This window comes from Nitrospirota bacterium (assembly GCA_020851375.1).
Classification (GTDB): domain Bacteria; phylum Nitrospirota; class 9FT-COMBO-42-15; order HDB-SIOI813; family HDB-SIOI813; genus RBG-16-43-11.
The window spans coordinates 29,834-54,163 of the sequence record JADZCV010000047.1 but is presented as its reverse complement, the minus strand read 5'-3'; the positions used below and the strand labels follow the sequence as shown (position 1 = coordinate 54,163).

Genomic DNA, 24,330 nt, shown 5'->3' with positions numbered 1-24,330 from the left:
AAATCTCTGACTGAAAAGGCCAGTAATATCCGGTTCCTGCTGCATGTTGACGGAATTCTTACGGATTTCATACTTAAGGCAAAGGGTTGAATTTGAATCTACCCAATATCCTTACCACTCTGCGAATATTACTTATACCTTTTTTTATAATAGTCTTTGCAGTGCCATCTGCATCAAGGTCCGGCTGGGCTGCACTTATTTTTATAGTCGCATCCTTAACAGACTGGTTTGACGGATACCTTGCAAGGAAGTTTAAACAGGTCACGTTATCAGGCAAGCTCCTTGACCCTGTTGCCGATAAGCTACTTGTATTGTCAGCCCTGATCATGCTCGTTGAACTGCACAGGGTGCCGTCGTGGCTCGCCATAGTGATTGTGGGGAGAGATATCGCCATAACTGGCCTAAGGGCTATAGCCTCATCCATTGGTGTGGTGATTGCTGCCAGGGATATGGGTAAGATGAAAACCCTCGTGCAAATTGTTGCATTGGTATTACTCATACTTGATTATCCGGTTTCACTGGGTTCGAGGGTCATTGATTTACATGAAATCGGAACTGTTATGCTTTGGTATTCAGCTATTCTCGCAATAATATCAGGAGGGGACTATACCATCAGGTTCTGGTCCGGCATGAAAAAAACATGACTGCATTCAGGATATTCATGATTTTCTTCGGTTACCTGTCCGGTTCAATACCGTTCGGGATGATTATTGCAAAGATGATGGGGGCCGGAGACATAAGACAAAAGGGTAGTGGTAATATCGGGGCAACAAATGTCTTACGGACAACGGGAAAATTAGGAGGTGCCATGACATTATTGTTTGATGCACTTAAAGGGGCTGTACCGGTATTGATAGCCAAATCATTATGGGGGCTTGATATGTGGACTCTTGTAATTGCCTTTGCCGCCATCATTGGTCACAACTACACTGTATTTCTGAAATTCAGGGGGGGCAAGGGGGTAGCCACAAGCATGGGCGTCATCTTTTCCTTATGGCCCTATATAGGGCTGATCACAATAGGTATATGGATAGGAAGCATGTTTCTCTGGAAGTATTCATCACTTGCCGCGCTTATATCCTTCGGTTTCTTTCCGGTTATCACTGCCATAGGGGAAAGACATATATTATTTATTATTTTCTCCCTGATTATTTCTTCCCTCCTCTATTTCAGGCATATTGAAAACATCAGGAGACTTGTCGCAGGTACGGAGGGAAAGATCGGCGCAGGGGGTATGAAGGCTGTTATCCTTGCCTCAATAATTCTTGTTTCATCCGGAATGGCTTATGCAGAAACACAAGCCGCTCATGACAGGCTGGTCCCGGTGGAGATAGAAAAATTATGGATAGAGAGACAGAATGCAATTAATGCCGGTAATACAAATTCTGCTGACCTTATACTTGAAGAAATTGTCAGGACCAGGTACAGGCTGGGGATCAACAGAATTGATGACATCGCCGCCCTCCTTGTACGTGAGGGATATATGTCTATGGAAAAGGGTGCGCCTGATAATGCCTATCATCTAAGCCTTGTTGCAAGGGATTTATCACCTGATTATGCTCCATCCTATTACCTGTCGGCAAAGGCGCTTCGCCATATGTCCAGGGCCGGCATCGGACAGATATTTTATGAATACACAGGAGGGGTGAAGGCAACTCTCAGAGACTTCTGGACATCATTTAACCTGGCTGGGAGATTGTACTCAATAATTCTTCTTGGAGCTGGCTTTACTATACTTATATTTACAGCCTCGCTTTGCTGCAGGACATATCCGTTATTTTTTCATACATTTAAAGAGCTGACTGCCGGCTTTGTAACCAGTCCTTTTAACATTATCTTCTTTCTTATAATTGCCTTTATCCCGTTCCTGTTTGGAATTGCATGGTTTGTTCTGATATGGATAGTCCTGTCATGGATATATATGAGCAGGAAGGACAAGATCCTTGCTGTTATCTGTATCATATTTTTCCTCTTTTTACCGGTATTGCTCAAATACAGCTCGATCTTTGCTACTGCACATAACAACATCATCCTCAGGGGACTCGTTGCCGCAGAGAGGGGATATGGCGAGCCGGAACTTATTGAACATTTAAAGGACTATCTTAAAATTGAGCCAGGCAACGAATATATAACTTTTGGGATTGCCTTTCTTTCCAATAAAGATGGAAAGATTGATGAATCGCAGCAATACTTTGAGAGGCTAATAAACTCAGGCAACAGAACTATCAGGATCAATGCAATTAATTCGCTCGGAAACATCAGTTTCTACAGGGGGAACTATGACAGGGCTATCAAATATTATACTGATGCGATACGTGAATCTCCCGAATCTCCCATCCCAGTATATAATTTAAGTCAGGTTTACAGAGAAAAACTCCTGTTTGCTGAAGCAGAGGAGACCTATAATAAAGCCAGTAGTATAAACCTGCACGATGTGGAACGTTTTACGGCGTTGTCGGCAAAGGGAAGCGGATACCGTGTTATTGAATATCCGGTTGCTAAACGTGATATGTGGCGTGTTGCATTAACGACTTCAAATGATACCGGCACATTATCCGGCGGAATTATTAAAGCTTTAATCAGAATACCTGCTGAGAGCTTTCTCTTTCTGGGAATAAGTATTGCCATAATACTATCAGTCATTTCTTATATCAAACCACGAACGCCAATGGCGTATTATTGTCCTGCCTGTAACCGCAGCGTATGTGGGAGGTGCACAGGCTCAAAAATATTTGGAGGTGTTTGCAGAACATGTAAATCCAGGGAGCAGGATGGCAGCCTGCTATCTGTGAGCAGCAGCCGTATTTATTATATAATACCTGGCCTGTGGCACATGATCAGAGGACAAACCGCCAAAGGGATAATTTTGGGCATTATATTCAGTACAGGTATTGCAGGAATAATATCTGAACAGACTGCCGCCACATGGAATACAGCATATTATATGCCTGAATGGCCATCCATTTTCTGGATTTCATTAATCATCCTGTCTTATATACTGGTGTTTTTTACCGGTATCCGTCCATTCCGCTCCGGCCAGATGGTAGGAAGAAATGTCTCTTGAAGGTTCCATAAAGGAATTTGGTCTGGCTGAAATACTGCAGCTCATATCCATGCAGAAAAAGAGCGGAGTCGTGTCCATATCACATAAGAGTGAATCAACAAAACTGCATTTTGATAATGGCCAGCTTGTGTTTGCTACGGCAATAAGCGGAGGAGAAACAAAACGCCTTGGGGAAATCCTGAAAAGTGCCGGTAAAATGACTGAAGACCAGGTTGCGGAGTCATTGCGTAAGCAGGAAATAACAAAGGAAAGGATAGGGAATGTATTCGTATCATCAGGCCATGTTTCAACAGATGAAGTAAAAGAGGCATTGCAGCAGCAACTTATGGAAGTCATATTCCATGTATTACGATGGAAGGATGGTTATTATAAGTTTACCGCCTGTGAGATAGATTATGACAGGGAATTTCAAATAACCGTTCAGACTGATTTCATTTTGATGGAAGGCTCAAGGATGGTTGATGAATGGGGTCTTATTGAGGCCAGGATCCCTTCATCAAACATAGTCTTTTCACAAACTGAGAGAGGAGCTGAAATAGAGCATCTTTTCTCCAGATTGAGCCCTGATGAAATAACAGTGTACAACCTTGTAGACGGCAGTCGAGACATAACGGATATACTCAATGTGGCTGAAATGCCACAATTTCCGCTTTACAGGATAATGCTCACCCTGCTGATGTCAGGATTGATAACTCAGAGATCTTTAAAGAAGGATATTATTTATGAAAATAATCAGGCGCCGGATGATGCGCCTGCTGCTACGGACATAACTCCTGAGGAGAATACAGGATCCAGCATCAGACTTAAGTATGCCTTTCAGATCGCAGCGCTGATTTTCATTTTAATTTTTATTCTTCTGTTGTTTCCGGCAGGTAAAATGGCCGGCATGAATGAACTGACAGGGGTCTCTGATTTTCTCAGAAATCAGGAGACAATGACCAGATTGCAGTACCTTAAAAGGGCTATCGGATACTACTATCTGGATAATGGCAGTTCTCCTGAATCTTTATCAATATTAATCTCTCAAAATTATCTTGAAGCGGGAATAATTTATGATGCATGGGGGAATAAATTCATTTATGATAAATATCCCGTTGACAAGGCATCCTGGAGTTACAGGCTGTACAGCACCGGCAAAGACAGGGTGGCCTCGACGCATGATGATGTTTATTGACAGTTGACAATATATTTTTTCTGTAATAGTGTTAGTAATCACTTACAATCATATAATCAGGTTTGGTTCAAATCCGGACATTATGGAAATATGGAGGTCAGATTATGTACTTAATTCTTGTATCATTATTTTACGTATTATTTCTTTCCGTCACGCCTTCCGCTGCAGCTGATCGCACTGTTTCGCTGCAGGAGGCGTATAACCTTGCATTGAAAAATCATGAGGCCGTCAGGATTGCTGGAGAAGGTTTGTATCAGCTTGAACAGACAAGGAAGAAAGCGGTGTCCAGTATACTTCCTTCGCTGACTGCTGAAGGAAGCTACACAAAGTATTCAGAAGAAAAGAGCTCAGCTGTCACTGTAATTCAGCCTGACTACAGCCTGAATTACAGTTTGATATTGTCCCTCCCAATATACAGGGGCGGAAGGGAATGGAGTGCGCTCAGACAGGCAAAGTATATGGTTGACGCCGGTGAGAGAGGCGTTGGAATAACGAAAGAGGATATTGTCTCGGCTGTAGCGAACTCATACTTCGGGTTGATAAGGATTCAACGGGAAAAGGAGATTAAGGAGGCTGATCTGAAGAGGGCCGAGGAAAGAAGCAGGGTGGCCTCTGCAAGGTTTAAGGTTGGGGAGGTAACCAGGACAGCAGTTCTGAGGGCTGATGCCGAAACAGCAGGCATACAGGCTGATCTGTCAAGAGTAAATAAGGAGCTCCGCATTGCAGAAGACATGCTGGCCAGACTGCTCGGAATTCCGTCAGGTTTTTCTGTATCCGAGCCTGCCGGTAAACAGGCGCCGGATGGCACTGTTGAGGAATTTATCCGGACAGCTCTCAGTAAAAGAAATGATTATAGAAAGACCGGGGCCGAGGTTGAGACCGCAAAAGAGGGGATTCGTTATGCAAAGGGAGGATTTATGCCCACCCTCAGACTGGACGGGGTGTATTCAGGCAGGGATCAGGATCCGGTCTCTTCTTCCTTTTATAACAAGGAAAGCATCTATGCCTCCCTTACATTATCATATCCGCTTTATGAGGGAGGATTACGGATTGCAGAGGTGCGTGAGGCAGAAAGTAAATACAGGGAAACTGAGTTAAGGAAACTAAGCCTGGCAAAGGAGATAGAACTAGGGGTACGCGATGCCTCCTACAATATTGACGCCATCAATTCAGCTATAGTATTTTACAAGACCCAGGTTTCCTTTGCAGAAGAAAATTATAATACTGTGTTCAAACAATTCTCATACGGATTAGCGGCCAATGCTGATGTAATAGATGCAAACTCAACTCTTGTGTCAGCTCAAAAGTCTTATTCCAACAGCATCATTGATCTCCAGCTTGCAATAATAGATTTAAAGAAGAAGATGGGATTGATCCTTGATGAAGTATCTCCAGTGGAGCCCGGACAGGATATCAGGAGTCATGAATGAGGCCTGTGCGTAAATTGACACCCAGACCTGAAGAAACCTGTCAGAGACTGCTTGCAGCGACACTAAAACTCATCTCAAGGAAGGGATATCCAGGCACATCTACCAGAGAGATAGCGTCTGAAGCAGGCGTTACTGAAGTCACCCTTTTCCGGCACTTTGGTTCCAAGGAAAATCTATTTGAGGAGATGCTGAAGAGATATTCATTTCTCCCAAGGCTGAGAGAACTTCTTCCTGAACTTGAAAACAACTCTTCTGATTATAAAGACGGCCTCAGTAAAATTGGAACACGTTTTTTCGAGACGCTTAAGGAAAGAAAATCTTTAGTCCGTATCATAACATGTGAAATTCATGTATATCCTGAAAAAGTGAAGGTCGTTCACAGCAGATTTATAGATGAGATGGTGCGGCTTCTTGCCGGCTATTTAAATGTCAGGCGGAGTCAGGGACAAATAAGACAGTTTCAATCTGAAGTAGCTGCCAGGGCTTTTCTCGGCATGATATTTTCTTTTTTTCATATAGAGGAAATTATAAAAGAGAGAAACGTGGGGAAAAATGAGATAAAGCGGACCATAAGCCAGTTTGCCGGCATATTTGCAGATGGTACGTTAAAGGGAGTATTGAAATGAGCAGGTACGTTGTAATCCCCATGCTTGTCACAGCTTCAATGTTTATGTATTCGGGGTGCGGTGAAAAAGAAACCGTTGTCAATAAGGTAAAAAGCATCAATGTCGCTGTACGGCCGGCGGAGACAAAATCATTAAGGCCATTTATTGAAACTGTTGGTACATTATATCCTTATGAAGAGGTTACCATTGGCGCTGAGGTAGATGGAATATTGGACAGTATCTATATAGATGAGGGAACAGTTGTAACCAGCGGGATGCTGATTGCAGCAATTAACAATACTGATTATCTGCTTGAGGTCACGAGGGCAAAGGCTGCCATGAAACAGGCAGAAGTAAGTCTCTCAAATATACGATTGGAGTATAATCGCAAGAAATCCCTCTACGGTGATGGACTCCTTTCTCAGCATGATTACGATTCTGTTTCATCACAATTGTCTTTAGCTGAGTCAGATGCTGAAAAAGCCGGAGCAGCATTATCTATTGCCGAACACAGGCTGACCAAAACCCGGATATACTCCCCTATTTCCGGTGTAGTTAAAAGCAGGATGGTATCCGGAGGCAATTTCATACGCAGCGGAAGTCCAGTATGCTCCGTCATACAGGTTGACCCGCTGAAATTGAATTTCTCTGTATCTGAAAAGGACTCAGGCGTCTTAAAGAAGGGGCAGGATTTACAGTTCAAGGCAGAGTCATTCCATGACAGGGAATTCCATGGGAAGATTAACATAATCTATCCTGGCCTTGACGAGAAGACAAGGACTCTCATGGCTGAGGCTGTGGTTCCCAATCCAGACGGCGTTTTAAGACCTGGGCTGTTTACAAGGATCAGGCTCTTTACCGGCGCGGCAAAAGGTACAGTGCTCATACCAGCGACCGCTTTGCTTTATGAAGGTGAAACTATAAAGGTCTTCACCGTAAGCGATGACAGGGCAGAAGAACACATTGTAAAGATAGGGAGTAAATATGGTGATTTGATGGAAATTACAGATGGTTTGCGGTCCGGCGAAAATGTAGTAATTGCCGGTCAGCAGAACCTTTCTGACGGGATCAGGGTAAATGTGGCTCGCTGATACATCAATCAGAAAACCTGTGTTCGCAACAATGGTCATACTCGGTCTAGTCCTGCTCGGCGCAGTAAGCTACCCCCGTATTGGTGTTGACCTCTTTCCAAAAGTTGACTTCCCGATTGTCAATATATCAACAAGACTCAATGGCGCCAATGCCGAGACAATGGATATAGATGTAACGGATAAGGTTGAAGCCGCCATTAATACAATCAACGGGGTAAAGTCTATTACCTCATCAAGCACCGAAGGTAGGTCTCAGGTAATTGTTGAATTCGTTCTTGAACGGGATATTGACCTTGCTGTTCAGGACGTCAGGGAAAAGATATCTGTCATAAGAGGCAGTCTTCCCAGGGACATTGATGAGCCTGTTATTGAGAAGGTTGACCCAGATGCAAACCCCATTCTATGGTTAGCCCTTTCCGGCAATAAGACAATCCGGGAATTGTCCACTTATGCTGATGAAATCCTCAGGGAACAATTACAGAAAATTGACGGAGTCGGAGCTGTTCGCATGGCAGGACTTCAGTTGCGGGAAATTATAGTATGGCTCGATTCAGATAAGCTGGCAGCATATGGTATAACTGCTCACGACGTACTGAATAAATTACAGCGGGAAAACATAGAATTGCCGGGAGGGAGGATAGAGGACAGGACTACTGAGTATTCAATAAAAATTAAGGGAGAATTTGCTGCTGTCTCAGACTTTAATGACCTTGTTATTACTTTTAAGGATGGCGCCCCGGTGCGGCTTCGTGACATCGGACGTATTGAAGACGGGATGCAGGAAAAGAGGTCTGTAACGAGGTTCAACAGGGTGCCGGCAGTTGGATTTGGGATACAGAAACAATCCGGAACAAACACGGTAGAAGTAATTGAAAGAGTCAAAAAGGAACTTGTAAATATCGGGAAGTCACTCCCTCCAGGCATGAGTATAGGAATCAGCTTTGATCAGTCAACTTTCATAAAGCGTTCAATAAGCGAGGTTCAGCACCACCTGATTTATGGAGGTATTTTTGCAACAATTGCCGTTCTGTTCTTCCTTCGCAGTCTCAGGATAACGCTGTTTAGTGCGCTTGCCATACCGACCTCCATTATCTCGACCTTAGCAATCATGAATGCCTTTGGTTTTACCTTTAACAACATGACAATGCTCGCGTTGTCGCTTTCTGTCGGCATTCTCATTGACGATGCAATTATTGTCATTGAAAACATTCACCGTCACATTGAAAGGGGGCTTTCTCCACGGGAGGCAGCATCGTTCGCTACCTCAGAGATCGGGCTTGCCGTATCAGCTACGACACTTGCAATCATAGTAATATTCCTGCCCGTCGCTTTTATGAAGGGGATAATCGGCCGGTTTTTCTTTCAGTTTGCCTTAACTGTTGTCTTCGCTGTTGCAGTTTCACTGTTCGTGTCCTTTACCTTAATTCCAATGCTCGCATCACGTTATTTAAAAGGCACAACCGCCAATATGCACAGACATCCTGCAGGACGTCTGTCATCATCGCTCGAGGCAGGATATTTGGTGGTTGAAGACTGGTACAGACGGATTCTGACTGTAGCCCTCAATCACAGGGCCATCGTAGTCATCTCAGCAGGCATCATCTTTATAATAAGCATGTATTTAGTCAAATTTATCGGCAAGGAATTCCTGCCGTCTGAGGATCAGTCAAGATTCATAGTAAGACTCGAGGCCCCCAGGGACTATTCCATTGATGAGATAGAAAAACTGTTCAAAGGCGCAGAAGAGTTTGTCCTCACTATACCTGAGGTAAAAACAGTTTTCTACGGACAGGGTACCAGCGGTGAAACTAACAAAGGTTCTATGTTCGTAGGCCTCAAACCAAAGGCTGAAAGAACCAGGAGTCAGCAGGAGATAATGGCGGAGATAAGGAACAGGCTGCGAAAGACACCGGGATTGAAGGGATTTGCTGAAGACGTGTCTCTTGTAGGCGGCGGACAGAGGATGGTTCCAATACAGTATACGATCAAAGGAAGAGACCTGACAGGGTTACAGCAATATTCAGAAAATGTAGTTGCTGAGTTTTCAAAATTGCCGGGAATAGTTGACGTTGATTCTTCACTTGAGACAGGCAAACCTGAGATCAGAGTACATATTGACAGGGATAAAGCCGCAGACCTTGGTGTCAATATTGCTTCAGTGGCTGAAACTATCAACCTACTGATAAGTGGTGAAGTTGAGACCACAAAATACAGGGATGAATCGCGCGGAAGAAGATATGACGTCAAAATGAAATTAAATCCCGATGACAGGAACTCTCCTGAAGATATTAAAAGACTATACACCAGGTCCAATGACGGCAGACTCATAGAACTTTCAAATATTGTAACAGTCCAGCCTGCCGGGGGACCTGGAATAATAAACAGGGTTGACCGGCAAAGGGCAATAACACTTTTTGCCAACCTGGAAGGAAAACCACTTGGCGAGGCAATGGCAGAACTCGATGCAATCTCAGCAAGGATACTTCCATCCGATTACTCAACTGGATATAAAGGAATGGCAGAGATGATGGGTGAATCTTTTGGCTACCTGATGTTCGCCCTGGTTTTCGGAGTTATCCTTGCATACATGGTCCTTGCGTCACAGTATGAAAGCTTTATACATCCCATAACAGTACTCCTTTCAATGCCATTTTCGTTTATAGGGGCATTTCTTGCAATCCTGATTACCGGAAAGACCCTAAATATTTTTACATTTATCGGCCTGATCCTGCTTATGGGGCTCGTTAAAAAGAACGCAATACTCCTCGTTGACTATACAAATACACTAAGGGCAAGGGGAATGGAGCGGAAAGAGGCTATTCTTGCAGCCGGGCCTGTCAGACTCAGGCCAATCCTGATGACCACCTTTGCCATGGTGCTTGGCATGATGCCTATCGCCGTAGGAATAGGCGAAGGGGCTGAAACACGTTCGCCAATGGCAATAGCCACAATCGGCGGCTTGCTTACCTCATTGTTTCTTACACTTGTAGTAGTTCCTGTTGTTTATGACCTATTTGATGACCTCCAGGACGTTATCTACCGGAAGCGCAGGAAAAACCTACCGGTATAGCGGGGCCTTTGCCTTTGCATCAAACTCACACGTTGCGATAAACATGGCAGGTATTACTAAGACTGATATTATGTAAACTCACAAGACGGCATTAATCAAGGTGAGTTTACATAATATCTCTTATCAGACGTTGCATTTAATCAGGCAACCAAGTCACCATCTATCTCATGACCATTTTTTTGTCACCATGTGCACAATTTGACTGCTGCGACACTCATATTATTGCCTGAATTATGAATAAAATCATCCTTCCATCATCACTCCACTATCGGGTTTAATCCATGTATCTTATTGAATTATAATCATAATTTAGGATAAATCACGATCGGATCAATGCACAACTCTGATTGTCAAAAATATGGCATTAAATTTGCTCAATATGCTTAATACAGTTGTACGAACAATTCAAATAAAAGGAGGACTATAATGCATTGTCCTAAATGCGGTGGATTCATGGTCACAGAAAGGTGTACTGATTATTCTCTTGTCTTTTATGCCTGGAGATGCGTGAACTGCGGCACACTCCTTGACAGCACAATACTCCAGAACAAGAAACCATTCATTCTGATGGGAGGACTAATTCCATTTAAAGCTTAAAAGACTCCTGCTGTTTATTCAAAGACAACATTTGACTCGGTTCTTATTATACCTTTTATGGCCCTGATATTGCTAATTACGGTTGCAAAAATGTCTCCAACGCTCTCGCCTTCAAGGGTTGCGATAATATCATATCTCCCTGTTATCATATCTGCATACTTTACATGATCCAACTTACGCAATTCATCTCTGACGTGTCTTTCCCTGCCTATTTCAGTATTTATTAACAAGTAGATCCTGCCTTCATTTTTTGTCATATTTTACCTCCCTGACCCTAACAATGTTGTTAGCATAATGTTATGATGATTGTCAATATATGTTATTCATTTTAGTAAGGGGAAAATGCTTAGAATAATATCAGGAAAATCAAAGGGACGCCATCTCAGGGTACCAGCCGGTGACAGGATAAGGCCCACCTCGGATAAGGTAAGGGAGTCTATGTTCAATATTGTAGGCCATGAATATATTGTAAATTCAGCATTTCTGGACCTTTTCTCAGGTTCCGGTGCAGTTGGCATCGAGGCTGTCAGCCGGGGGGCAAGGCATGCCACATTAGTTGAAAACAATGTCAGACATTTAAAAACAATTAAGGATAATATTAAGACCTGCGGTTATGAGAAGGAAATTACTGTCTTATTTGGAGATGTCATGACTGTTATAGAAGAAATTATCAGGGGCAGCATGCAGTATAACATTGTTTTTGCTGACCCTCCCTATAATTACAATAATTGGCCTGACCTCTTGTCAAAGATAATCAATAATGTTAATATTTCAGGTTACGGATTTCTGATAATTGAGCACTCATCAAAGATTTCAATGCCGGAAGCATTGACCAACTTTGAAGATTATGGCAAATATGTTTACGGGGATACAACCTTAACGGTTTACAGAAGGCATGTCAATAACAGCAATTTATCCGGGAACATTTGACCCGATAACTAACGGACATCTCGATATTCTTCAAAGAAGCCTAAGACTATTTAACCATATTATTCTTGGTATAGGTCCTAATCCAAAGAAGACTGCCCTGTTTACTCTTGATGAACGGATAAAGATGGCAGGAGAGGCAATCAAAGACCTGCCAAATGTATCTGTTGAAACATTTGATGGTCTTCTTGTTGACTTCGCCAGAAAAAAGGGGGCATCTGTCATAATTAGGGGACTGCGCGCTGTTTCGGATTTCGAGTATGAATTTCAGATGGCCTTAATGAACAGAAAACTTGATGACAAAATTGAAACTGTTTTTTTGATGCCAAGCGAAGAATATTCATATCTCACATCTACAATTATCAAGGTAGTGAGTAGCTTAAATGGCGATATTTCCTCATTAGTTCCGAAAGATGTTCATGCAATGTTAAAGAATAAGTTTAAGGACAGAAAGGACTTTTGATTAGATGAATCTTACAAAACGCGTTTCATTAATAAAGCCTTCACCTACCCTCGCGCTTGAGGCGAAGGCAAAGGCAATGATAAAAGAGGGTATTGATGTAATAAGTTTTAGCGCAGGTGAACCTGATTTTGATACCCCTGACGGAATAAAAGATGCAGCAATTTCTGCCATCAGGGAGGGATTTACAAAATATACTGCATCATCCGGGATTATAGAACTCAGAAGGGCTGTAGCAGACAAACTCGCAAAAGTACACGGACTGATGTACAAACCTGAAGAAATACTTGTATCATGCGGTGCCAAGCACAGCTTGTATAACATTGCCATGGCGCTTTTTGAGGAGGGGGATGAGGTAATTGTACCAGCGCCATACTGGGTTACCTATCCTGAACTGGTCCTGCTTAGTGGTGCAAAACCCGTAATTGCAGAAACATCAGAAGAAGACGGATTTCTCCTTGATGCTGACTCACTGAAACGGATTATAACCAGGAAAACAAAGGCACTGATCCTTAATACGCCATCTAACCCGGTAGGTTCAGCATACGACAGGCAGCATCTCGAGAAGATAGCTGATATTGCCATACGGAGCAATATCTATGTCATTTCAGATGAGATTTATGAAGGAATAGTTTATGATGGTTTCAGACACACAAGTATCGCTTCCCTGAATAAAGAAATATTTGATCGTACTATAGTTGTAAACGGAGTTTCGAAATCATATGCAATGACAGGATGGAGAATTGGCTATGCAGCCGGACCTGGCAAGCTTATTGAGGCAATGGGGAATATTCAGAGTCAGAGTACTTCCAACCCTACTTCAATTGCACAGAAGGCTGCCCTTGAGGCGCTTAGCGGCAAATATGAAGATTTCATAAGCATGATGGTAGAACGTTTTGATAAGAGAAGGCACTATATCGTTAACAGACTGAGGGCAATCCCCGGAGTCTCCTGTTTTCTGCCTGTTGGATCCTTCTATGTATTCCCAAATGTATCAGGCATATTAGGAAAGAGATTCAATAGTACTGTATTGGATACCTCTGTTCATTTGGCAGAATACCTTTTAAGAGAGGCAAATGTTGCGGCAGTACCCGGGGATGCATTTGGCGCCCCTGGTTATATGAGGCTGTCATACGCAACCTCCATGGATAAAATAGAAAAGGGACTCGACAGGCTTGAAGCCGCAATAAAAGTGCTTAAATAAATGAAATCCGGAACAAAATTATGCAGGAGGTGCTGGTTAGATGCCAATTTATGAATACAGGTGCAACAAATGTGGTAACAAGATTGAGATCCTTCAAAAAGTAAGCGATCCGCCTGTTACAACTTGCAATAAATGCGATGGTAAAATGTCTAAAGTAATATCACCCGCCGGCCTGCAATTTAAAGGAAGCGGATGGTATATAACTGACTATTCCACAAAAGGAAAGCAGACTTCAGAACCATCAAGACCTAAGAAGGGGACTGCTGATGAGAAGACATCTGACAAGAAGGAAGAAAAAAAGGCCGAGACTGCTGCACCTGCGTCAAGCACAGGCAAGACAGAACCTGCTACTTAAAATCTCTTCTTTGAAATATCACTCCTGATATCAACATCACGGCGCCAATATACAAAATACCATATAATGTAACCATGATCATATAGCCTGGTGACACATAGATACCGTGAACCACCTTACCCTTGATATTAAAATTATCAAGATTCGGGAGTAAATAATAAAAGATATTAATGACTGTCTCCATCAATGAATCCTGGAACTTTCCACCTATTAGTTTAAGTTCTTCTGTAAGATGGCCTATCAGGTAGACTGCTATTGTAAAGATGGCGCTTAATGTAGATGAGCTTGAGAATGTAGAAAACATCATGGCTATAGCAGTCACAACCATTAATTCAATGAATATCATATAGATTGCTTTCCAGACATCGAGATTAACATTAAATATATAGTTTCCCCACCTGAGTTCATTTACCATAAGGATAATATAAAGTCCTGCCCCCATAATTGCTAAATTTACAATAATTGTTATGAGTAGCCCTAAGTACTTACCGGCAATAAACTGATAACGGGGAACCGGCTTGGAAAGTATGTTATAGATCGTTTTTCTGTCAATCTCCTTTATAATTAGCCCTATACCAAGGAATATCGCTATAAGGACGCCAAAAATATTGATGCTTCCAAGGCCTATATCTATAATAATCCTCGATTGTTCCCCAACGGTTAAGCTTGCAAGAAGGAGAGACATGGCAATCATGAGAAGTGCAAAGAAGAGTAAGTTATAGAGAATCCTATCCCTTATAGCCTCTCTAAATGTATTCCGGGCAATTGTGAGCACCTTCATGAAGTCCCTCCTATCTTTTTCATGAAGTATTCTTCCAGCGTCTCTCTCTGAGGCGCCACAGAGACAATCCTCCCCTTTCCATCCATTACCATCTGCAATACTGCATCTACCCTGTTTTCATCTTTTACCATTATGGACACATGCTCCCATGTCTCATTAACAATGAACCCCATTGCTTCCATATGGTCAATCAACTCCTTACTGATATTCCCTGTAATAATCTCTACATATTTGACACTGGCATTTATAATCTCATCTCGCCTCCCTACATTGACAAGCTCACCCTTCATCAATATGCCCACCCTGTCGCATATCATCTCAACGTCAGGAATTATATGGGTGCTGAAAAAGACCGTTTTACCATCCTCTTTCAGCCGCAGGATAATATCCCGTATCTCCTTCCTCCCAACAGGATCAAGACCTGACATCGGTTCATCAAGAACTATAAGGTCAGGCTGGTTTATTAACGCCTGGGCTATGCCTATCCTCTGGAGCATACCTTTGGAAAACTTTCGAAGCTGGAGGTTTGCAGCGCCTTCAAGTCCGACAAGGGTCAGGAGGTCATTCATCCGTGTCCTTAACTCATCTCCTTTCAAACCAAACAATTGACCATAGAAACGCAGAAATTCTTTTGAGGTCAGGTAATCATAGAAATAGGGCTGCTCCGGAAGAAAACCGATACGATTCTTTACTTCAATATCAGTAACTTCTTTATCCAATATCCAGGCATTTCCGGTAGTTGGATATATAAGTCCCATAAGTATCTTTATGGTGGTTGTTTTCCCTGCCCCATTAGGGCCAAGAAAACCGAAGATTTCGCCTTCATTGACTTCAAGGTTAAGACCTTTAAGGGCTGGAGCATTCTTCCCTCTGAAACCTGCCTTGAAAACCTTTGTAAGATTCACTGTTTTGATTACAACGTTGCCCATTTATCTCTCTCGCTTCATAACTCATTGCTCATTGCTTAATTCTCATTGCTTCCCATAAACCTTCATCCTATCCTTGACCACACTACTGTATACCCGCCCATCCTCCGGATTAAAATAGTAATAACCTCCAAGAGGCTCAGCCGGCAATTCAACAATAATACCCCGTTCAACCAATTCTATCAATCTTTCAGGGTATGCCTTGAATACAGCCTTGTATTTTTTTATTGCCTCTTCCAGGAAGAGCGCATCCCTCTCCACTGTCACCTCTTTTATTCTCCTGTCCAAAGTTATCCTGACTTTATCATCCCCTGACTCCTTATACATCTTCAATAAAAAGTCGAGCGCAACGTCAGGGTCTCCGGCCTGTACATAAAGCCTTGACGCAAGTTTTGGCAGATACTCCGGGTGACCCGGAAGTTCAGATGCCCTGGCCATATACTCTGCAGCCTTGCCATATTCATTGAGATAGAAGAAGTTATTAAAACCGATATAAAAAGGGATCTGCCATACATCCGGATTTTCTCTCATACCTTTATAGAGCAATGCATTACTCTTCTCCGGCGCATTTCCAAGCGCTGAGAGGGTTATCCCCCCAAGCTGATAGGCATAATCAAATTTTGGGTCAAGCGTAGTTACGACATCAAGCGCATGATATATCCACTCATACCCATCCGGCGTAACCGTATCATCCCCTATAACCTGTACTACCTGGAGCCATATTATGTCAGCAGTCAACTGTTCATATCCTATAACAGCGGCTTTAAGATATTCCCCTTTCGGGAGTGCAGCAAACCCTTCGATCTTTTTTCCCATCCCTTTATAGATTGATAACTGACGCTGGACAATATATATGGAAAGAGCTAAAACGGATATCAGTAAGAAAATAACCGTATGCTTAGACCTTGAGAAGAGAACATGCATATATTACTTCGTTATGGGGTGGTAACATCATTCTGCTGAATAATAAAGATTCTATTCTGATCGAACAGCCATTGATCTGAAGAAACATCACGATCAATATTCCCCACACCAGCAGCAGAAAAAGAATTAGCGGCAGCTGCAGAACCAGGATCAGAATAGTCAACCCCGGCTTCCGGGGCTGTTGGGGTTCCGGCTGCAGCAATGCCATTATACCAATAACAATATCTGGTTATTTTGCGGGGATCCCACCCGATTCCAGCCCAGTCTGTATTATAGGTATCGTATTCCGATTTGTATGTAATGGCCATCTCTCCGATGGCGCCCAAATTTGCCTTCACTTCAGCCTGCTTGGCCTTCGCCTGGTAGCTTAGAAAACTGCCCAGGGCCAGGGTAGCAAGAATGCCGAGGATGCCTACAACAATCATCAGCTCTATGAGTGTAAAACCATTTTGATTGACTTTTCTAACCATAATCCTGCCTTTTCCAGAGTCACAGGGTATAAAAAAGGGGCGCTGATTACGAACGCCCCTTTTATGAAACAACATGACGTTTTGTTTTATCTGTTAACCACTAACGTCATTTGTTGAGTTAGTCAATGCACGAAGCTCATTATACTGCCATACATCACACGTAGCATCGCTATCCACATCCCCATTGGCGATCGCAATAAATGTGGCCGCCGCTGCAACCGCAGCCGCGTTTGCAGCCCCTGATGTCGCACAGTTTCCGGCAACATTGTTGGCGGCTAACAGCAGCGCATTATACGAATAGCCATAACGGGTATTCCCCTGAGGGGCCCAACCCAATTGAGCTACCGTGGCAATATATGTATCGTTTTCAGTACGCCATGCCTCCGCAGTCGTTCCGATGGCTCCCAGGTTCGTCTTTGCCTCACTCTGCTTAGACTTGGCCTGGAACCTCATAAAATTAGGAATTGCTATGGCTGCCAATATACCAAGTATTGCAACCACGATCATCAATTCAATAAGGGTAAAACCCTTTTCTCTGTCTATCTTAATCCTACCTGCTATCTTTCTGTAAACTGACATCTCTAATACCTCCTTTTTACCGGCCAAAAGGTCCGGCATTGTTATTGTTATTGTTAAACCGTTATATCTGTTTCACCTCCTTCTCTTTACTGTCATTTTTCTATTTGTTTGACAACATGAGAATGCATATTACATGCCTATATTATCGGCTCGTCAAAAGCAGCCTTTAATGACTTATTATTCAGATAGATATGCGTATTATTTAATGTATTACACTATAGATTACCGCACTGTAATTCATTCGATAGTGACAAATTTTGTCATCAATAGTTGATTATTTGACGAACTGATAAGGTTAGAGAAGCTGTTTGTTGGTTCAACGGGGCGCTGATTTTTCTTGCTTTTGCTGTTCGATGGTTTTTTTGTTCATTAATTCATTGTATATATTCTTTAATAGCTCTTCATTTCCAGGCTCTCCAAACCCTGCATCCCTGAATTTTGCAATGAGTTTATCATTAGCTATATCCAATTCAAGTGCCTTTATCCACTCTGCCTTAGCCTCATCCCGCATGTTCTTTTCAAGATACACATCACCAAGATGCTCAAGGATCGCCGGGTCATCAGGCATTAACCGGGCAGCCCTCTTCAGATATTCCAAAGCAGGCTCTACCATCCCTTTTTTGAAATATGCCCATCCAAGGCTGTCCACATAAGCGCCGTTATCTGGATTCGCCCTGAGCGCCTTTGTTATTAATTCAACTGCCTCATCGAGATTAATCCCTTTGTCAGCATAACTATATCCCAAATAATTTAAGGCATTGTCATGTTCAGGATCAAGCTCAAGGGTTTTTCGCATCTCCATGACCATGTCATCAAACATCTCAAGCCTGTCGTATACAACACCCAGATTGAAATGCATGCCCGTGTTGTCAGGTACGGCCTCTAGACCTCTAATGTACACATTTTCTGCATCCCTGAACCTTTTATCCTGAGTGTAAAGCACGCCAAGTATTAAATAACTATTGGGACGTTTCGGATCAAGTTCTATGCAATGTTTTAGAATTTCTTCGGCCTTCCCTTTTTCACCTTTTCTTATCAGTATTAAACCAAGGTGAAGATGGGCATCAATGTCTGATGGATCTGCCTGAATTACTTTCTCGTACTCTTTTCCGGCATTGTCATAATCGCCAGCCTCTTCATACAAATATCCGAGATATGCATGCATCCTTGTGTCCCCTGATCTGGCAGCGACTACTATCTGTGCCTTCTGGATGGCCCTGGGATATTCCTTAATTTCCTTATAGAGATACGACAGGTTTAAAAGCAGATCATAATCCCTCGGATTGTGCTCAAGTGCCCTTTCCAAAACCGAAATGGCAATTTCAAATCTCTTGTCCTGTACATACAATTGAGTCAGTTGTGCAACGGCATCACGGCTGTATGGATTGACCTCTGTCAGTATCGTCTCGTACGTCTTCTCAGCCTTATCATAATTCTTTTCCTTCATGTAAGTGGACGCCACTTTAAGGTATCCCTGCTCATAGTTATTCTTCCTTGCGATTGCCTTCTTGTAATATCTCCTTGCCTTCCCTGTCTTGCCCTGCTCAAAAAACAGATCACCCATGAATACATATCCGGTGGGATTGTCCGGATCAAGACTGATTCCCCTGCTGATTGATTCCTCAGCCTCATCAAATCGTTTCATGTTAGCAAGAGCCAGCCCCCGGTTTAAATATACCTTGACGGAAACAGGTTCCTTATCAATAAGCTGGTCAAATGTTTCAACAGACTTCTCAAATTCGCCTGCATTGAAATACATCTCCGCCAGCAGGAACTTTGCTGCATTCGGACGTGGCGCCACATTAATTAGCCTCTTCATGCTCTCAATGGCATTTTCAATCTGTCCCAATTTGGCCTGAAGTGTCGCAACCCGGGCCAGCATAAACAGTGAATTCTCGTCATAAGACAGTGCCATTTCATATTTCTTAAGGGCCTCCCTGATATTACCATCCTGCTCATCCATATATCCGTGCATGAAATTATAATATGCCTCCGGAGAAGTCCTGACCTGAACATCAGTCTCAACTGTGAGAACGTCTTCCGGCTGAACCGGTGCAACCTGTTTCACAGCCGTACAGGAATTAATCATTATTACCAGTGATAGCACAAGGATTATTGAACGTAAGGCCATTCCATTCCTTTCTTTCACATACATTAAGACAAGTGTTAGATGTTGTTACTGACCATGAACCTTTTCGAGGTTATCGAATTTTGTATATTTATCAAGAAAGGCAAGTTTAACCGATCCTATCGGGCCATTTCTCTGCTTACCAATTATAATCTCAGCAATCCCCCTGTTTTCTTCAGTCTGCTTGTAAACCTCTTCCCTGTTAATAAATATAATCACATCTGCATCCTGTTCGATGGCACCGGACTCCCTGAGGTCAGCGAGCATAGGCCTTCTGTCATGCCTTGCCTCAACAGCCCTGTTTAACTGAGACAATGCTATTACAGGCACATTTAATTCTTTGGCAAGGGCCTTAAGGGACCTTGATATGTCAGATATTTCCTGTTCACGGGTTTCCGTCCCTCCCCTCCTGCCGGCAGACCTCCCTCCCATGATCTGAAGATAGTCAACAATTAAAAGACTCAAACCATGTTCAGCTTTAAGCCGTCTTGCCTTGGCCTTTATTTCAAGTGCAGATATTGCCGGTGTATCATCTATAAAAATGGCAGACTCAGATATGCGTCCGGCGGCATTTGTCAATTTCGGCCAGTCAGATTTACTCAGGAATCCGGAGCGTAACTTGTGCGCATCAACCCTTGCCTCTGCACATAATAATCTCGTTACTATCTGCTCCTTTGTCATCTCAAGACTGAATATCGCTACCGGTTCTTTTTTTTCAATACCGGCATGCTGGGCAATGGATAAACAAAACGCGGTCTTGCCCATGGATGGCCGCCCTGCAATAATTATCAGATCAGCAGGATGAAATCCCGTTGTCATGCTATCAAGATCAACAAATCCTGAAGGTACCCCAACAACACGTTCCTTTTTCTCCGACAGTTTCTCTATAGTCTCAAAACTGTCTTTAATAATATCTTTTATATGAATGAACGAACGTTTAATCTTGTTTTCAGATATGCTGAAGATGGCATTTTCAGCAAAATCGAGTAGGTCATCAATATCCTGAAGATTCTCATATCCCCTGGTAACAATCTCTGTTGCAGTGTTTATCAGACTTCTTAGCAATGATTTTTCAGATACAATCTTTGCATGATATCTGATATTTGCGGCAGTAGGAACCATATTTGAGAGCATTGCAAGATATGTAACTCCTCCCACAAACTCAATGTCATTCTTTTTTCGCAGATAGTCAGTAAGGGTTACAAGGTCTATTGCCTCGTTCTTTTCATTCAGTTCGAGCATCGAGACAAATATCCTCTTATGCGCCTCTTTGTAGAAATCATTGGCATTAATAACTTCAATAGCCTTGTATATAGCGCTGTTTTCAATCAGTATAGCGCCAAGGACAGATTGCTCTGCCTCAATATTCTGGGGAGGTACCTTGAATGTCGAATCTTCTATGTCAGCTGTATATGCACCCATAGTCATGCCTCACTTTATTTCAATCACTATAAACCAGCCGGGTTCGATCCATATGCTCCATCTTCCCTGTTTTGACATCAATCACAAAATAATGTCCGGAGTCTTTTCCATCTGTGATAATCTTCTCTATGTTATTGCTTGTTGCATATTCGATTGCCACATCTATTGTTTCCAAACCCGTACCTGGAATTACCCTGTGTCCGGCGCTTCTTAATGCCCCGGATAACGCAATGTTATTTTTCACCTGTTCATTACAGAGATAAACCAGATATCCGATGCTTTCATCAGGCAGAGAAACACCATACCTCTTTTCTTTTGCCATAATTATTGATTCCACATCAATTGCAAATCCTGTAGATGGGCAGTCAAGGCCAAATCTGCCGATCAAATTATCATATCTTCCTCCGCGTCCAAGAGGATAGGCTACACCATCATGAAATATTTCAAAAAATAATCCCGTATAGTAATCAATTCCCCTCATCTCACACAAATCTATAAATACCCGTCCTTTAAGGCCGTATACACTTAACAACTCATAAATTTCACGGAGGTTGCGCAAGGCATTATCTGACTCAGGGTTGTTGATAAATCGGGCGGCCCTTTCAAAAACATCTTCTTCGCCATATAACTTCAATACCTGCAGGACGTTTTCCCTTACCGGAAGATCTGCTCCAGAACTATCAAGTAATTCTCCTGCCCGGCACGCATCCTTTTTTGATATTGCATCCCGCAAGGCATGCTCAAAATCATGAGACAGGGCCCCCGGCAAAGACTCTCTGATGCATGTCATCATCCCTGAAAGATAGCCTGCGTGGCTTATTACAATCCTGAAATCACTTATCCCAAACTTTTTTATTGACTCTGCTGCAACAGCAATAATCTCCGCATCTGCCTCCGGTGATGCCGCACCTGCAAGCTCACATCCCGCCTGAAACATCTCCCGCTCCAGTCCTGCATGAGACTCCTCATACCTGAAGACATTGCCGTAATAACACAACCTTATTGGTTTTGGTTCATCTGACAGGATACCTGCCACCATCCTGGCAACCTGAGGAGTGATATCAGGCCTCAGCAACATCAGCCTTCCGCTGTCCCTGTCCACAAATTTATAGCTTTTCTCGAGCAGTATACTGCTGAGACCTCTGGCAAGAACATCAAGGTATTCAAAGACAGAAGGTATAACTTCCCTGTAGCCCCATTTAAAAAAAGTTGCCAGCACTGTATCCTGTACATGACGGCGCAGCAATGCGCTGGCTGGTAAATGTGTTGCCATCCCGCGAGGGGTAGAGGTACTGGACGGCTGAACGCTTTTTTTCATGATCAATGTATGCTATAGAAAATTAAGATTAATTTGCCCTGATAAATTACATTACAATAACATTTTAGAGGTTTAATTGCAATCGTGCGCAAGGCACGCAAATCCTGAGGAATGATGCGTACTTTCAGGTACGCCGCAGTGACGAAGGATGCAGCGCAACACCGCGTCTGGCCATTTTAGAAGTCGTCAGAGTTTTATCTGCTTTACTGACAGAACATTAGGAAGCCTCTTCATCTGCTCCATCAGTTCAGGCGAGGCTGGAGAGTCTATGCTAATAACTGACAACACCTTGCCACCGGGTACATCTCTTCCAAATTGCATCCTGGCAATATTAATGTTATGTTGTCCAAGTATTGAACCTATGTTTCCAACTACTCCTGGTTTGTCAACATTAGACAGTACAATCATGTATCCTTCAGGTACCACTTCCAGAGGGTATCCGTTTATCTCTATTATTCTTGGATCTCTCCTGCTGAATAACGCACCCTTAGCTTCATTTGCACCTGCGCTGGTACTGACTTTAATTGTAATAAGACTGATATAATCTCCTGCATCACGATTTCTGGACTCCTCTACGCTGATTCCCCTCTCCTGCGCAATAGACGGTGCATTGACATAATTTACAGAGTCCTCCAGTATGGGAGTCAGCAATCCCTTGAGCGCTGCAATCGTGAGCGGAGCTACAGTAAGGTCCGCCACCTTCCCGCGATACTCAATGTTAACCTTTTCTATGGCACCTTCGCAGACTGATGCCTGAAATGCCCCAAGCTTTTCAGCAAGTGATATATAGGGTTGAAGTCTTGGAAGGACATCAGGGGATACAGAAGGGAAATTAGCTGCGTTGCGAATTACCCCTTTTGTAAGGTAATCCACTATCTGCTCTGCAATGGCAAGCGCAACATTTTCCTGAGCCTCCATTGTTGACGCGCCAAGATGAGGTGTACATACAAAATTGTCAAGGGTTAGAAGCGGATTTTGCGCATCCACCGGCTCCTGCACAAATACATCAAAGGCCGCTCCGCCGATCTTCCCTGATTTTAAACCTTCATAAAGCGCAGATTCATCAACTATTCCGCCACGCGCGCAATTGACTATAAGAACCCCATCCTTCATGCTGGCAATTGCACCGGCTCCAATCAGATCTCTGGTCTCGGCTGTAAGTGGTGTATGTATGGTTATAAAGTCGGAACGGCGGTAAATTTCATCAAGAGACACAAGCTCAACACCCATTTTCTGAGCGTTTTCCTGTGATAAATATGGATCAAAGGCAAGCACATTCATCAGAAGGCCCTGTCCCAGTTTGGCAACATGCCCCCCAACCCTTCCCATGCCGACTATGCCATAAGTCTTATTAAAAAACTCCTGACCTGTAAATTTGTTCTTCTCCCATTTCCCGCTCTTTGTAGATGCAGTGGCCTGCGGGATCATTCGAACCAGAGACAAAAGCATTGCAACAGCATGCTCTGCGGTTGTCACAGTATTGCCTCCGGGTGTATTCATTACAACCACACCCTTTTTGGTAGACGCCGGTACGTCAATATTATCGAGTCCGGCCCCTGCCCTTCCTACAACCTTCAGTTTTTTTGCAGCGCTGATTACTTCTGCTGTAACCTTTGTAGCGCTGCGCACAACAAGGCCTTCATACTCACCTATAATATTGATTAATTCAGATGGGCTTAATTTTGTTTTTACGTCAACATCGAGGCCGGCGTTTTTAAGTATCTCTACGCCCTTATCAGATATGTTGTCACTGACCAGTACACGCATTGCAATTGTTGCTAACTCAAATCTGTCACCTGTGATCC

Annotated in this window: 22 protein-coding genes; 12 read left to right on the top strand and 10 right to left on the bottom strand. The window is 43.1% G+C overall.

Going from position 1 to position 24,330, the window contains the following annotated elements; all coding sequences use genetic code 11:
- The first annotated feature begins 86 nt into the window (after positions 1-86).
- From pgsA to IT393_11625, 8 genes are all read left to right on the top strand, one after another.
- A complete protein-coding gene (gene pgsA / locus IT393_11660) occupies positions 87-644 on the top strand; it encodes a CDP-diacylglycerol--glycerol-3-phosphate 3-phosphatidyltransferase (GenBank protein ID MCC7203301.1) in 558 nt (185 codons plus the stop codon).
- Positions 641-3,064, top strand: a complete 2,424-nt coding sequence (plsY, locus tag IT393_11655) for a glycerol-3-phosphate 1-O-acyltransferase PlsY (protein MCC7203300.1) — start codon at positions 641-643, stop codon at positions 3,062-3,064. The genes pgsA and plsY overlap by 4 nt, the downstream gene beginning before the upstream one ends.
- Entirely contained in the window at positions 3,054-4,238 is a 1,185-nt protein-coding gene (locus IT393_11650; GenBank protein MCC7203299.1) for a DUF4388 domain-containing protein, read from the top strand. Before plsY ends, IT393_11650 begins: the two co-directional genes overlap by 11 nt.
- A gap of 104 nt (positions 4,239-4,342) precedes the next feature.
- Positions 4,343-5,668: a TolC family protein gene (locus IT393_11645; GenBank protein MCC7203298.1), complete on the top strand. Its 1,326-nt coding sequence runs from the start codon at positions 4,343-4,345 to the stop codon at positions 5,666-5,668.
- Between the two features lie 5 nt (positions 5,669-5,673).
- Entirely contained in the window at positions 5,674-6,294 is a 621-nt protein-coding gene (locus IT393_11640) for a TetR/AcrR family transcriptional regulator (GenBank protein MCC7203297.1), read from the top strand.
- Positions 6,291-7,364: an efflux RND transporter periplasmic adaptor subunit gene (locus IT393_11635; GenBank protein MCC7203296.1), complete on the top strand. Its 1,074-nt coding sequence runs from the start codon at positions 6,291-6,293 to the stop codon at positions 7,362-7,364. The genes IT393_11640 and IT393_11635 overlap by 4 nt, the downstream gene beginning before the upstream one ends.
- Complete coding sequence (locus IT393_11630; protein ID MCC7203295.1) at positions 7,351-10,434, top strand: efflux RND transporter permease subunit; 3,084 nt, start codon at positions 7,351-7,353, stop codon at positions 10,432-10,434. The genes IT393_11635 and IT393_11630 overlap by 14 nt, the downstream gene beginning before the upstream one ends.
- A 426-nt stretch (positions 10,435-10,860) precedes the next feature.
- Positions 10,861-11,031: a hypothetical protein gene (locus IT393_11625; protein ID MCC7203294.1), complete on the top strand. Its 171-nt coding sequence runs from the start codon at positions 10,861-10,863 to the stop codon at positions 11,029-11,031.
- A gap of 14 nt (positions 11,032-11,045) precedes the next feature.
- On the opposite strand, the gene IT393_11620 is transcribed toward IT393_11625, so the two are convergent.
- Entirely contained in the window at positions 11,046-11,288 is a 243-nt protein-coding gene (locus IT393_11620) for an Lrp/AsnC ligand binding domain-containing protein (protein MCC7203293.1), read from the bottom strand.
- 85 nt (positions 11,289-11,373) lie between these two features.
- Here IT393_11620 and rsmD point away from each other — a divergent pair, with 85 nt between their 5' ends.
- From rsmD to IT393_11600, 4 genes are read left to right on the top strand one after another with little or no spacing between them, the layout of a single operon-like run.
- The gene (rsmD, locus tag IT393_11615) at positions 11,374-11,961 is read left to right on the top strand and encodes a 16S rRNA (guanine(966)-N(2))-methyltransferase RsmD (protein ID MCC7203292.1); all 588 of its coding nucleotides are present in this window, start codon (positions 11,374-11,376) and stop codon (positions 11,959-11,961) included.
- Positions 11,927-12,421 carry a pantetheine-phosphate adenylyltransferase gene (gene coaD, locus IT393_11610; GenBank protein MCC7203291.1) on the top strand — a complete coding sequence of 165 codons (495 nt, stop codon included), beginning with the start codon at positions 11,927-11,929 and terminating at the stop codon, positions 12,419-12,421. The genes rsmD and coaD overlap by 35 nt, the downstream gene beginning before the upstream one ends.
- A gap of 4 nt (positions 12,422-12,425) precedes the next feature.
- Positions 12,426-13,622: a pyridoxal phosphate-dependent aminotransferase gene (locus tag IT393_11605; protein MCC7203290.1), complete on the top strand. Its 1,197-nt coding sequence runs from the start codon at positions 12,426-12,428 to the stop codon at positions 13,620-13,622.
- A gap of 40 nt (positions 13,623-13,662) precedes the next feature.
- Complete coding sequence (locus tag IT393_11600) at positions 13,663-13,977, top strand: zinc ribbon domain-containing protein (GenBank protein MCC7203289.1); 315 nt, start codon at positions 13,663-13,665, stop codon at positions 13,975-13,977.
- Here IT393_11600 and IT393_11595 read toward each other — a convergent pair.
- From IT393_11595 to IT393_11555, 9 genes are all read right to left on the bottom strand, one after another.
- The gene (locus IT393_11595; protein ID MCC7203288.1) at positions 13,970-14,758 is read right to left on the bottom strand and encodes an ABC transporter permease subunit; all 789 of its coding nucleotides are present in this window, start codon (positions 14,756-14,758) and stop codon (positions 13,970-13,972) included. The two genes, IT393_11600 and IT393_11595, sit on opposite strands and share 8 nt — an antisense overlap.
- A complete protein-coding gene (locus tag IT393_11590) occupies positions 14,755-15,687 on the bottom strand; it encodes an ABC transporter ATP-binding protein (protein ID MCC7203287.1) in 933 nt (310 codons plus the stop codon). Before IT393_11590 ends, IT393_11595 begins: the two co-directional genes overlap by 4 nt.
- Positions 15,688-15,729: 42 nt before the next feature.
- Positions 15,730-16,500, bottom strand: a complete 771-nt coding sequence (locus IT393_11585; protein MCC7203286.1) for a hypothetical protein — start codon at positions 16,498-16,500, stop codon at positions 15,730-15,732.
- A 119-nt stretch (positions 16,501-16,619) separates the two neighbouring features.
- On the bottom strand, positions 16,620-17,078 hold the full coding sequence (locus IT393_11580) for a prepilin-type N-terminal cleavage/methylation domain-containing protein (protein ID MCC7203285.1): 459 nt from the start codon (positions 17,076-17,078) through the stop codon (positions 16,620-16,622).
- Positions 17,079-17,171: 93 nt separating this feature from the next.
- Complete coding sequence (locus tag IT393_11575) at positions 17,172-17,621, bottom strand: prepilin-type N-terminal cleavage/methylation domain-containing protein (protein MCC7203284.1); 450 nt, start codon at positions 17,619-17,621, stop codon at positions 17,172-17,174.
- A 352-nt stretch (positions 17,622-17,973) separates the two neighbouring features.
- Entirely contained in the window at positions 17,974-19,725 is a 1,752-nt protein-coding gene (locus IT393_11570; GenBank protein MCC7203283.1) for a tetratricopeptide repeat protein, read from the bottom strand.
- Between the two features lie 108 nt (positions 19,726-19,833).
- Complete coding sequence (gene dnaB / locus IT393_11565; GenBank protein MCC7203282.1) at positions 19,834-21,207, bottom strand: replicative DNA helicase; 1,374 nt, start codon at positions 21,205-21,207, stop codon at positions 19,834-19,836.
- Between the two features lie 19 nt (positions 21,208-21,226).
- Complete coding sequence (hisZ, locus tag IT393_11560; protein ID MCC7203281.1) at positions 21,227-22,480, bottom strand: ATP phosphoribosyltransferase regulatory subunit; 1,254 nt, start codon at positions 22,478-22,480, stop codon at positions 21,227-21,229.
- A gap of 231 nt (positions 22,481-22,711) precedes the next feature.
- A complete protein-coding gene (locus IT393_11555; GenBank protein ID MCC7203280.1) occupies positions 22,712-24,292 on the bottom strand; it encodes a phosphoglycerate dehydrogenase in 1,581 nt (526 codons plus the stop codon).
- Positions 24,293-24,330: the final 38 nt, after the last annotated feature.